The 12,442-nt window shown below is 58.1% G+C and carries 7 protein-coding genes and 4 pseudogenes; 8 read left to right on the top strand and 3 right to left on the bottom strand.

Going from position 1 to position 12,442, the window contains the following annotated elements; translation table 11 throughout:
• Positions 1-2 precede the first annotated feature (2 nt).
• The 3 genes and pseudogenes from E5X88_RS27905 to E5X88_RS27895 all read left to right on the top strand — a co-directional run bounded on the left by E5X88_RS27905 (position 3) and on the right by E5X88_RS27895 (position 2,633).
• Entirely contained in the window at positions 3-1,202 is a 1,200-nt protein-coding gene (locus tag E5X88_RS27905) for an IS91 family transposase (protein WP_292167058.1), read from the top strand.
• A gap of 382 nt (positions 1,203-1,584) precedes the next feature.
• Positions 1,585-2,397, top strand: a pseudogene (locus E5X88_RS27900) (IS66 family transposase); the annotation flags it as partial.
• A 2-nt stretch (positions 2,398-2,399) separates the two neighbouring features.
• Positions 2,400-2,633: a hypothetical protein gene (locus E5X88_RS27895; protein ID WP_292167056.1), complete on the top strand. Its 234-nt coding sequence runs from the start codon at positions 2,400-2,402 to the stop codon at positions 2,631-2,633.
• A gap of 17 nt (positions 2,634-2,650) precedes the next feature.
• Here E5X88_RS27895 and E5X88_RS27890 read toward each other — a convergent pair whose 3' ends face one another.
• On the bottom strand, positions 2,651-3,004 hold the full coding sequence (locus tag E5X88_RS27890) for a transposase (protein WP_292167052.1): 354 nt from the start codon (positions 3,002-3,004) through the stop codon (positions 2,651-2,653).
• Positions 3,005-3,453: 449 nt separating this feature from the next.
• On the opposite strand from E5X88_RS27890, the gene E5X88_RS27885 reads away from it, so the two are divergent.
• Entirely contained in the window at positions 3,454-4,431 is a 978-nt protein-coding gene (locus E5X88_RS27885) for a LysR family transcriptional regulator (RefSeq protein WP_292167049.1), read from the top strand.
• A 464-nt stretch (positions 4,432-4,895) separates the two neighbouring features.
• Here E5X88_RS27885 and E5X88_RS27880 read toward each other — a convergent pair.
• Positions 4,896-5,889 (bottom strand): annotated as a pseudogene (locus E5X88_RS27880) (IS110 family transposase).
• 622 nt (positions 5,890-6,511) lie between these two features.
• Positions 6,512-7,548, bottom strand: a pseudogene (locus E5X88_RS27875) (IS110 family transposase).
• A gap of 187 nt (positions 7,549-7,735) precedes the next feature.
• On the opposite strand from E5X88_RS27875, the pseudogene E5X88_RS27870 reads away from it, so the two are divergent.
• The 4 genes and pseudogenes from E5X88_RS27870 to E5X88_RS27855 all read left to right on the top strand — a co-directional run.
• A pseudogene (locus tag E5X88_RS27870) lies at positions 7,736-7,981 on the top strand (IS110 family transposase); the annotation flags it as partial.
• A 357-nt stretch (positions 7,982-8,338) separates the two neighbouring features.
• Positions 8,339-9,187: a LuxR family transcriptional regulator gene (locus tag E5X88_RS27865; RefSeq protein ID WP_292167046.1), complete on the top strand. Its 849-nt coding sequence runs from the start codon at positions 8,339-8,341 to the stop codon at positions 9,185-9,187.
• A gap of 1,133 nt (positions 9,188-10,320) precedes the next feature.
• On the top strand, positions 10,321-11,577 hold the full coding sequence (ectB, locus tag E5X88_RS27860; protein WP_292167043.1) for a diaminobutyrate--2-oxoglutarate transaminase: 1,257 nt from the start codon (positions 10,321-10,323) through the stop codon (positions 11,575-11,577).
• Entirely contained in the window at positions 11,570-12,406 is an 837-nt protein-coding gene (locus tag E5X88_RS27855; RefSeq protein ID WP_292167040.1) for a hypothetical protein, read from the top strand. Before ectB ends, E5X88_RS27855 begins: the two co-directional genes overlap by 8 nt.
• Positions 12,407-12,442: the final 36 nt, after the last annotated feature.

The following is a 12,442-nucleotide window of genomic DNA, read 5'->3' as shown; positions in this document are numbered from 1 at the left end:
CGATGGCCCGCTCGGGGCCGGAAGTGGCGGATATCTTCCGCTACTACGGCGAAGCCTATCGCGAGCAGCATGACGCGTCGCTGTCGACCGCCCAGCGCCGCGTCATGACGGCGATCGAACTGTGCCGGACCGCCGCGCTCGGCGGGCATGTCGAGCAGTGCGATCACTGCGGCCATAACCGCATCGCCTTCAACAGCTGCCGCGACCGGCATTGCCCCCGCTGCCAGTCGCTGGCCCGCGCGCAATGGCTGGAGGATCGTCGCGCCGAACTTCTCGACACACAATACTTTCACGTCGTCTTCACGCTGCCCGGCGACATTGCCGCCATCGCCTATCAGAACAAGGCACTCGTCTACGGCCTGCTCTTCCGTGCCGCCGCCGAGACCCTGCGCACCATTGCTGCCGACCCCAAGCACCTGGGCGCCGAGATCGGCTTCTTCGCCGTGCTGCACACCTGGGGCCAGAACCTGCTCCATCATCCGCACCTGCATTGCGTCGTCGCCGGCGGCGGCCTGTCTGCCGACGGCAATCGATGGATCGCCTGCAAGCCCGGCTTCTTCTTGCCCATCCGGGTGCTCTCACGCCTGTTCCGACGATTGTTCCTGGAACATCTGAAGAAAGCCTTCGACGCCAGCCAGTTGCAGTTTTTCTCTGGCCTGCAGCATCTGAGCGAGCGCGACGCCTTCCGGCGTTATTTGGCGCCGCTACGAAAGGCTGAGTGGGTCGTCTTTGCCAAGCCGCCTTTCGCCGGACCCGAACAGGTGCTCGACTATGTCGGGCGCTATACGCACCGCGTCGCCATCTCCAACAACCGTCTCATCGACATCGAGGACAACGCCGTTCGTTTCCGCTGGAAGGACTACCGGCACGGCAATCGGCAAAAGGTCATGACCGTTGCGGCCGACGAGTTCATTCGCCGCTTCTTGTTGCACGTCCTGCCCGAGGGCTTCCATCGCATCCGCTACTACGGCTTTCTCGGCAATCGTTACCGCGCGCAAAAGCTCGCCCACTGCCGCGACCTGCTCGGCATGCCGGTTCCCGAGCCGTCGGATGGCTCATCCGAAAGGGACTACCGCGACCGCTACGAGGATCTCACCGGTCATTGCATCAGGCAATGCCCGGCCTGTCGTCAAGGCCAGATGATCATCGTCGAAATCTTCGACGGCGCCACTGGCCCCCCGCCATACTGGGATACGTCATGAAAGAACCGCTCCGCTTTCGCCGTCACCGCATCGCACGAGCCGTTCGGCCGGAAAACCGAGCCGGTCCCGCGAAGCTGCGCGCCGTCACCCCCGGCCGCCTCTGCCGGCAGGGCGCGACGCCGGTCCTCACTTTGCCGCAACCCATATCCGTGCCGCTTCGGCGCATGCGACCCTTGCAATCGCGGCCTCCGCGACGGCATCCCCAAACCACACGACGCCTGTTCATGGGCACCGCCTCGATTGAACGCCCATAGCGGCCACCCGTGCCGGCGGCTTAGTCCAACACGTTTTTAGCTCACCGCCGCGATCGGCCTCAGTGCGCTCTCGCCACCCGCCTTTCTGCGCGACGCCAAGCTAAAAACGCTCTGCATTATGTAGACCTCTACATAAGCGCGATGACCGACCGTTCGGCGGCGCCGATCCGCCGGCGGCAGTGTTCTACTATTCCCGCGATCGCCGAGGCGAACATCCCGCGGCGCATCTCGCCGGCTGGAGCGGCATTCTGCAGGCCGATGCCTTTGGTGGTTACGGCGATCTCTATGCGACGGGTCGTCAGCCGGCGCCTGTTCTGGAGGCCAGTTGCTGGGCCCGCAGCCGGCGCAAAGTGTTTGAGCTGGCCGATGTCGAAGCGGCGGCGCGCAAGAAGGCGCGCGGCGAGAAGCCCAACCTGGTCTATCCGCCGGCGGTTGAAGCCGTGAAGCGCATCGATGCCCTGTTCGATATCGAACGCGAGATCAACGGCCTGTCGCCAGCCCAACGTCACGCCGTGCGTCAGGAGCGGAGCGCGCGCTTAGTCACCGAGCTTGAGCGCTGGATGATCGAGACGCGCGACAAGCTTTCGCGCGGACACGATCCGAGCAAGGCCTTCAACTACATGCTGCGCCGCTGGTCATCCTTCACCCGCTTCCTCGACGATGGGCGGATTTGCCTATCGAACAATGCAGCCGAGCGAGCCCTGCGCGGCATCGCTCTCGGCAGAAAGTCCTGGCTGTTCTGCGGTTCCGATCGCGGCGGACAGCGCGCTGCCGTTCTCTACAGCCTGATCGTCAGCGCCAAGATGAACGATATCGACCCGCAGGCCTGGCTCGCCGACGTCCTCGCCCGACTGCCCGCCTATCCGGCCCATCGGATCGATGATCTGCTGCCGTGGAATTGGAGGTCCGCAAAACTGCGGACCCAACCAGTTGCCGCCTGATCATGCAGCGCAATAAGGTGCATCACGTCTACACCGTCGGCCGTGTCGCCAGCGACCTCGGCGTCAGCGAAGCGCTCATCCACGACTTGACCCTCGGTCTCGAGCCGGAGGACGGCGTCATCTGGGTGTACGGCACCAACGATGACGACGGGATCTTGGCCTTCACCGATGAAGGCATCGAGGAGGTCAAACTCCTCCTCGAAGAATATCATCGCATCTCCCCATCAAAAACTTGACGCCAGCACTCCGGTGCTCAGGTCCTCATGGCCGCCGGATACGCACGTCTGCGGTCTTCACCGGATGGGTACCATTTATGAGGCCGCGAATCTACTTGATCAGCAGGGACGCGTCTCCGCAGCCGCTTTCGCCTGCACCACTGTCGCCGCCAGACGGGAAGAAGGCCACGACTTACGCCCCAATGTCGCGCGGCTGCCGAGATGTTGGCGGCCGACTCCGCACTCTCCGCGATGACCCGAGCCTTCTCCGCCGGCGTCCAGTTGCGCCGCCGCCGGCGGCCGGTGATCACCTCGATCCGGCGATAGCGACCCTCTTTATGCCTGCCTTGATGACTGTCTTGAAGACTGGCATCAGGGTCGTCCCACTCCATGCGCCTGCGCTCCTCGCAAATCAGGCGGCAAATCTCGCCAGTGCATAGCCCTCAGGCAAGTTGGGGTGCTCGTGACGCTCACGACATATTGGCAGCCGGCGCAGACCAGACCGTGCGGGCTACAACTCTGAAAGAGCGGCCCCACCGATTGCAAGGTTAGATAAATTTACGCCGGCTGGAAGCGTTTCTCCACGGAGAGTAGCGGAATGAGCTGCCTTAGCGCCAGGTTGCCGGGGTAGGCGGCGGGCACATTCCCTTCGGAAGTTGTTGAGAGTCAGATTTGACGTTTTCCCTCTTACGAGTTTTGGTCACTAGCTTGCATGCGAGCGGGTGAGAGGAATTGCAAAGATAGTAATTTATTAAGTCTTTGTGACACCCATATTAATTTGTTTATATACAGCAGAACGGACCCTTGGGGGGTCCGCAGCTGCAAACTCGAGCGAAAAGCCATGGAAGAGATTTCAGGCCGAAACAGCAAGGCTGGGTTCAGGTGCGCTCAGTCTTTCCGGGAGATCATTCGGACCGGCTCCACAAGGCGGGCTGCCAGAGAACTGGGTATTACTCAGTCGGCCGTAAGCCAGCATCTCAAGCTGTTTGAGGAGGCTGTTGGTGAGAGGCTTTTCGCGCGAGATCATCGTGGCCTTGTTCCAACCACACGAGCAATTGAACTTTACAATCGAGTTGACAGATACTTTGAGACGCTAAGTCACATCGAGAGGGAAATCACCGACTCTTTCAGCACCAAGCGAAACGGCCTGACGATCGCCGCACCGCATATACTCTCGTTGAGACTCATTCCAAAAATCATTCTTGCGCTTGATAATCTGGATCCGTCTCTGGAGTTTCATTTCAGGGCACAGCGATACGATGAGATAGCGCAGAGCATGATGACGGGGGAGGCCGATATCGGAATTTCTCGACTGCCGTTGGACGAGCGTTTTTTTGAGTGGCAGATAGTCGCTGAAAGCAAGAGCGTCTGTGTAGTGCACCCAGACCATCGCCTTGCTCAAAAAGAAATCATAACTTTGGAAGATATCTCAAATGAGCCCCTTATCGTTCTAGAGAGAGAATACACTTCAAACAAGCTGGGTTTATTATCGTACGGCCAAAGAAAAATTCCGTTGCGACCAAAGATCCACTCGGACACAATAGGCTTGGACGTGTCGTTTGTGGCCCACGGGATAGGAATCGCAATCGATAATGAATTTATTGCTCGGCAATATCAGATGTTCGGAGTGAAGATCGTTCCTTTTCAACCGGCAAGGAGATACGAGTACGTAGTATTTTGGCGCAGGGGCAGTGATTATCTTTCGCGACAGTCAGCGATTTTGGATACATTTGTAGAGGTGATAAAGCGTGAAAGATTGTTGAGCAATGAAGCTCCAGATAGAATCTGTGACCTGAGAGCCCAATCTCCTCCGACTTGAGGGAAATCTTGGTTACGCTAATGAGTTTTAGGCGACCTTCTTCCCAGCGTGGATTTCAGTGAATCGGCCGCGTCAAGTTGGCGATGGCCGAGTGAGACCGTTGAACGTTGGAATCCTTTTTCTATGAGTTGATGGGTTGCGGGCTCGGTTAGCGTCAAAACACAGTGTCGTTGAGAGCATTCGTCTCGGTAGGCAAAACGAAGACAGACCAGCTCTGGGCTATGGACGGCCTCCTTTCTGCAAGTGCGCTGTAGCGATCTGACAAGCTCTCGGTTGCTGCTATCTATTCGGTCTTTGGTGCAGCGCATGCTGCTGACCTCGATGAGATACGCGGATCGACACCCAATTACGTTGACGGGCACAGTCGCCCGATAGGTCCAACGGGTTCAGTCGATTCCGGTCCGACCGGTTTGCCATCACACTTCAATCGCCCTCGCATTGCCGATCTTTGGCGTATCGTTTCTTCAAACAGCCACGCGATAGTTCTGACCTGTTGTCATAACCGCCCAGGCGATTCTGGCAGTCTTATTCAGCGCGACCGTGGCGACGCTAAAATGTCCCCGCGCAAGCCGACCGGCGACCCATGCCCCTTTCACCCGGCCGCTTCGAATGTTGTGAACAGTCGCACGGGCGCCGTGGATCAGCAGCTTTCGGACGTAGCTGTCGCCACGCTTGCTGATCCCGCCGAACCTCTCCTTTCTGGCTGTAGAGTGTTGCTTTGGCGTCAGACCTAGCCACGCCGCAAAGTGTCGGCCAGAGGAAAAATAATTGGGATCACCGGCGGTGGCGACCAACGCTGTGGCCACGAAGGGGCCGATCGTAAGAAGACGGCGGCAGACGTCATCATTTTTAGCCATCGCCACACGATCCGCTCATTGAACGCCGCGATCTTTTGCTCGGTATCGCGGATCTGATCAACAAGTCCATCGAGCGCTTCACGAGCGCATGGTGGAACGCGCTCATCGGTGGCACGAGGCTCATCAACTCTCGGGCGCTAGCTGTTCCCTTTGGCCGAACGATGCCAAATTCTGAAAGGTGGCCGCGTAGGGCATTTACCGCCGCGGTCCTTTGCCGGATCAGCAAGTCGCGAACGCGATGCACCATGAGCATGCTCTGCTGCTCGACTGTCTTTGTGGGAACAAATCGCATTCCCGGCCGCTGGACTGCTTCGCAACAGGCTTCTGCATCAGCGGCATTATGTTTATTTGTCTTCACATAAGGGCGAACGTAGCGGGCCGGCATCAGACGCGGCATGTGTCCGTTGGCCAACTCTCGTGCCCAGTAGTGCGCGCCACCACAGGCCTCAAGCCCGATCGTGCAAGGCGGAAGGTTGGCGAAAAAGTTTAAAACCTTGCTACGAGGCAGCTTGCGTCGGACAACAGCCTGCCCATCTTCGTCAACACCATGCACCTGGAACCAGCTCTTCGAGGTGTCGAGGCCAATTGTGATTATTGTCATGACAATTCCTCCTGTTTCTGTCGCACGTCATCGGACGGTCGGTGGAGGCCGTCCATCTCATTATGTCCGCGATTACCGACCATGGAATGGCGGCGACCCGCCGGGCGTCTGCATGGTAAGACCGTATGTCCGCTTCTGCCGGTGAGGTGGCTCGCCCTACAGTGCGCGTCCGAGGGTTGCTTCTCTATTCGGCGTGTTGAAGTCAAGCGCTTGTCGAGCTTTCCGCTTCGCCGGTGCGTGACGTCTTTCGCGGGGTCTTGCTTCTCTGCGGGATCGGCGCTCGGGCGTCGCCTTGATGGGGATCCGAAGAATGAGGCGGAACAATCTCGGACGCGTCCTGATCGTTGTGATGCGACCGGTACTGCAACCCTCGCGAACTCACCTCATTCATCGTTCCGCGAAGGACGCTCTTTCCACCGGCTGGTGGAACCTTATCGGGGTGATCCTTGTCACGCTCGCTCTGCGATCATGTTTCATCTCCGTGTTTGGCCGTCCCCGACCTGGTTTCGGCTTGGCCGGCGCGCGCAGTGGTCGGTCAAGGGTGGCCGAAGGTCAGCGCGCCGCGACTTGCCCTTGACGGGCCCACTGCGCGCGCCGGCAGGCTGCAAGGTCGGGCGCACAATCAGGCGGCTTTCGGCATGATGTCTTGTCGCGTCCAACGAAACTCTGTGCCGTCGCGCCACATGCGATGCATGATCACCGCCAGCCGGCGAGCCAATGCGACGATGGCCTACTGTCGGCCGCGCCGCCTGGCGACATTCATCGCCCACGCCTTCAGCCACGACCATTTCGTCACGCGCGTTAGCAGGGTCTGAGCGGCTTCATAAAGCAGCGTTCGCATCATGCCATCGCCGCAGCGGGAGATCCGGCCGATGCGGCGACTTTCGCCCGACTCATGGAGCACCGGCGTCAGCCCCAAGATCGGTCCGACCGCCTTGGAGTTGCGGAAGCGGGCCGGAATGTCGATGGTCGCCGTATAGGCCAGCGCCACCACCGGACCGACGCCCGGTATCGTCGTCAGCCGCCGGCAGACCTCGTTATCCCGGACGATCGCCAGAAGCTTGCGGTGAGCGCGGCAAAATTCTCGCGCAGCTTGCTGCGCGCCTCGAGCAGCGGTTCGACGATTTCGGCCAGATCTGGCATCCCTTCGGTGAGCTCGCGGATGCGGTGCTCGAACTTGACGGCGCCGACCATCCCAACCTTGAGGCCGAAGTTGCGCAACAGCCCGCGGATGTCGTTTTCGATGGCGATCGCCTTATCCTGCAAGAGTTTGCGCGCCATCAGCAGGGCCCGGCGCTTCTGGCTCGTCAGCGTCTTGACATGGACCGGACGAAACAGGTTGACCCGCATCATCTGGGCAATGCCACGGGCGTCAATGCGGTCGGATTTGTTCGGCTGCGCCTCCAGGAAGGCCTTGGTGTGGCGGGTTTCGAAGCACACCACCGGCAGGGCTTCGGCCAGGCCGCTGAACAGCCATTGCGACAATGGCCCGGCTTCAAGCCCGATCCGCTCAAAGGCCCCGGCAGGATCCGAGAGCACCCGCACAAGATCCTCGGGATGGCTCTCCACCTTCATCTCCCGGCAGATCTTGCCGGTTTCGTCGACGATGCAAATCGCGGTCTCTTTTACCGCGACGTCCAATCCGGCATAATGTTTCATGCTGCGCTTCTCCTTCTGATGCTTGTGGCTGCGGGCATGCAGACCACGTTTAACCATCAGCTCGAAGCGCAGCACCTTCACCTATCCACCATGCATTGTCGCCCGAAGATAAGGCTCAAGCCGAATACCCCATCTCGGGCGGGCCGAGCCGATCCTCATCACAGGAGGACGAGCCGTGTCAGATTATATGGAAGCATTTGTCGGAATCGATGTCGCAAAGCTTAGGAACGCCATCGCGATTGCGGATGCCGGCCGGGAGGGAGAAGTTCGCTTCTTCGGCGAGGTCGACGCCTCGGATGAGACCATGCGCCGACTTATCCAACGGATCGCCAACAGGTTCGATCGCGTCCATTTCTGCTACGAGGCCGGCCCGACCGGCTATGGTCTCTATCGGCTGATCCGTTCGCTGGGTCACGAATGCACCGTAGTCGCTGTCGATCATCACGTGGTGCAACACGTTGCCTCGATCAACTGAGGATCAGCTGCAGTGCGGCTTCCTTGCCGTTCTAGCTGCAAAAGCACGTTGAGACATAGCCGTCTGCATCGGCGGCTTTGTCCTGATATAATCATGTTATCTATCATGGGTCACGTGGAGGCTCACATGGCCGGGGCTTAGGTGCGGATTCATAAACGCGCCGCGGATACTTCCCAGCCATATCGATTGCTCGGATTGTGCACTCCGCGACAGTGCTGTTGGTTCGTCTTCTGCCTACCTCACCCCCATCGCTTGACAATCTGAAGGAAAAGCATTGCTCCCAAGCTGGCACGACTCTTGAGGGTCCATCTCCAAGTGGCGGAAGAGCTCCGACTCGGATTCCCATTGCCTGCGCAAGCTGCGATCCTGGGCTGGAGCAAACTCTGCATCCATGAGAATGAAACTGAAGGAGAGATCATGGGACTCCGGCTGATAGCGGTCGAGTTAGGCCTATTCCTCGACACAACTGATGACATCGCTCAATCCGAACAGTTGTTCGAACTGTTGTCTGCGTTTGCGCTGAATTTCGATTGCCCGTGGATTGCCTATGGCCCACTTGCATCAGAACAACGGGTTTTCAAGCCGGCCCGACAGGATTCTGCGGTGATGTGGAATTACCCTGACGAATGGCAGGAGCACTACTCGAAAATGGGCTATGCCAAAATAGACCCACTCATCAAGAAAGGTCGAAGGGGGGTAGGGGCCTTTCGATGGAGCGAGGTGTATACAGACGAAAACACGACTGAAGATGAACGCCGTGTCCTGGACGAAGCAGCAACATTCGGCTTGAGGTCAGGCGTTACCGTTCCGTTACATGGCCCTGCTGACAGCTTTAGGTTTATGAGTTTCGCTCAGTCCTCGGGCTGCGAATTGCAAAATAGAACCATCACATACTTGCAAATTGCCGCGCTACAATTTCATCTGAGGCTTGTGAAGCTCGGTACTCCGATGGTATCTGAACAAGTTTATGGCCTCTCTCCTAAAGAAATAGAGTGCATTTTTTGGGTATCGAGAGGAAAGTCGTCATGGGAAATAGGGACTATTCTAGGAAGATCACCAAATACCGTAGATTTCCATTTAAAAAACGCGATGCGCAAGCTGGGCACGACCAGCAGAACGGTAGCTGCAGTAAAAGCTCTAAAACTAAGAATTATCGAACCATAAGAATGAAGATGCCGATGACACCCCGCCAAGCTCGACAGCACCAACTCGCTCGAGCGTCGCAACGTCGAGATTAGGCCACTGAAGGTTGGGAAAGTCATGTAGGTAAGCAGATCGGGCTCGGCGACGTCCATGACTGTCGCCAGCTTCCGCACCTTCGGCCGGATTTGGTTAGCTATGCATCGGCCTTGGACTTTCCTACCTGCATGCCCCAGTACCTCGCGCCGTCAGTCCGCGTTGACGCTGACGCCCGTGGTTACGGCTACCGAGACGATCCGAGCAACGCGGCGGGCAAGTATGGCCGAACTATGGGATTTAGAGAGCGCTTGGGCCTTGCCATCGGTCTCTTCACACAGCCTGCTGTCCTGGCTTTTGGAGATGCCGCTCCCGTCCATGGCCATCCCTTGTCGTCGACCGAACGAGTCGAGAGACCCTGGACGTAGGGCTCTTGGATGCAGATCAGCGCCTTGTCACCATGCGACGCGGTTCGGAGGAATCGAGAAAAGGGAGCTATTACTGAGCTTGCCCGGGCCGTGCGCAACGGGCTTCTCGCCATAGATGGTACCCTTGGCGGCCCGACCTCAGATCCATCAGCCGCTCGGCGGGAATCTCGCCCAAGAGATCGGAATCCACAGCTTTTCCAACAGCGCCCGCAGGTTCGTCATGTCAGGTCATAAATCGTTCCTTCAAACCCAGATTGGTGTCCGCAACCCCACCTTTATCGGGGACATCGACCACCGCACGCAAACCGCTCGCTCGCTACCGCCGAGCTATACAACCTGTGGGGACGGGACCCTGCGGATCGTCACTAAGCTTACGAGTCATCGGCCGCAATTGCCTGCATGAGCGATGGGGCTGATCCGTCAACTACCCGATGCCGTAGTATCGGTACTTGCCCAAAAATTCTAGAAACGGTTTGTTTCATCGCATTCCCCGTGAAACGGCTTGGAGCGCAACGTAACGACGGATGGCGTTTTGAAGTGGATGGCCATAACCAGCCGACTTCGCAAAAGTGCCGACCCAAAGAAGTTCCGTCCGGCCATTCTGATCTCCATGTGCCGTGAAGATCAACTACCGCGAGCGGCAAGCGCTTTAACGCACTCTTCGTTGAACGACCTACGTGCAGAGGACTTAAAATGAACACCGACCCTTTCACGGCCCATGAGTCCAACGTTCGTCGCTATGGACGGTCGTTTCCCGCGGTCTTTACGAGGGCACTTGGGGCGACCATCTGGGACGAGACCGGTAACGCATATATCGACTTCCTAGTTGGGTCCGGGGCGCTTAATTACGGGCACAACAATCCGGATATCATGGCGCCAGCAATTGAATATCTCGTCGGTGAGAACGTTCTTCTGTCGCTCGATATGCATACGGCCGCAAAGCGTGGCTTCATTGAAGGGTTCGTCGATTGGATCCTGAAACCCAGAGGTCTTTCGTACAAGATTCAGTTTCCCGGCCCGACCGGCACGAACGCCAACGAAGCGGCGCTGGCGCTGGCGCGAAAATACACCGGCCGCTCGAGCGTGATGGCCTTTACGAATGCGTTCCACGGCATGTCGCTCGGCTCTCTGGCGGTGTCGGGCTCGGCCTCAACCAGGGAACTGGGAGGCGTTGCTCGCCACGATGTGATCCGTGTTCCCTATGACGGCTATCCGAGCCAAGCTTTCGATTCCGCCAGTTACATCGACCACGTTTTGAGCGACCCGGGGAGCGGCATAGAAAAGCCTGCCGCAATCATTCTGGAGACGATCCAGGCGGAAGGCGGCATGAACGCCGCATCTGCAGCTTGGCTCACGGAAATTCAGCGCATTTGCCGTACTCACGGCATTGTTTTTATCGTCGACGATATTCAGGCGGGTGCGGGCCGAACTGGCGATTTCTTTTCATTCGAGTCCGCAAAAATCAAACCGGACATTGTGTGTCTTTCCAAGTCCCTAAGCGGCTCAGGTAGTCCGTTGTCCATCGTTCTGATTCGACCCGACTTGGACATATGGAAGCCGGGAGAGCATAGCGGGACATTCAGAGGCAACAATTTCGCCTTCGTGACGGCAGGAGCCATGTGCAAGATGTGGTCGGATAGAAAATTTACTGCAGGTATCGAGCGGACAGCCGTCAGGCTGCAAACGCACCTCGATCGCCTCGTTGCGAAATTTCCCAGATACATCGAACAAAAGCGCGGGCGCGGCCTGATGGCCGGCCTGAAATGCCGTTCACCGGCACTTGTCGGCCGCGTGCACGATGTCGCATTCGAAAATGGCCTTCTTATCGAATCCTCGGGGCCAAATCGCGACGTTATCAAAGTCCTCCCGCCGATAACCATCACCGATGCCGAACTCGATCGTGGCATCACCATCCTTGATCACGCACTACAGGAGCAAGACAATGCCTAAGCAGATAACTCAGGTGCCAGCCATCTCCCCGGTTTCAATCAAAGAACGGACCGGGTCGATCAACACGGCGGAGATCATCTCGGTCCTGAAAGGTGAGCTCACCGCACTGCACGTCAAGCAAGCTTTCAGCACCGAAGTAGCCGAGGAGATCACCACGAACTTTATTGGAAGCTCCGGTCTCAGAGAGCGTAGAGATGGTGTGCCCGGACAATATGTCGGCGCATCTCACTACAGGAAGGATGCAGCCACCTATTTCGCAGATGCGGAAGCTGCGCGACCTTACGTCGAGGCCCTTTTTAAGAATTTGGTTGACCCGGTCCGAGCAATATTCGGCGCGTTGAAGCGAGAGCTTCACAACCAGGGCATTGAATTGCGGCTCGCCCGTTCGGAACGCGGTCAGGCCAACGTCTGTCGCGCTCTCAGTTGGTCAGGCAGTGGCACGTTTTCCTTGGATCCCCACGACGATGTCGCTCAAGTCTTACGTGCTGGCGATGATTACGAGCTTTCTGCGGTGGCGCACAATACGGTCGCAGCGCTCAACCTCTATCCCAGCATGTCCGAGAACGGGGGCAATCTGAGGCTCTGGAGCCATAAGCCGACAGTTGCGGACCGAAAGTCGCAGGGTGTGGAGACCACTGGATATCCCTATTCGGCAGCCTATCTTGAGGCCTTCCCTTGCCGCGAGTTCCAGCTCAAGGCCGGGGATATCGCCCTAATCGATGGCGGCTTCGTTCACGGGGTTACCGGTCAATCAGACGGAAAGCGTCGCCTGGTGCTGAATTGCTTTTTCGGATTTGCCCGGCCTGATCTTGTTCTCTGGTGGACCTAAAGTTGGATGTCGCAGCGACTGATCGGCTTCCGTCAA

The sequence above is a fragment of the Mesorhizobium sp. genome, from assembly GCF_004962245.1.
GTDB lineage: Bacteria > Pseudomonadota > Alphaproteobacteria > Rhizobiales > Rhizobiaceae > Mesorhizobium.
The sequence above is the reverse complement of the archived record's forward strand: the minus strand, read 5'-3'. Positions and strand labels throughout refer to the sequence as shown.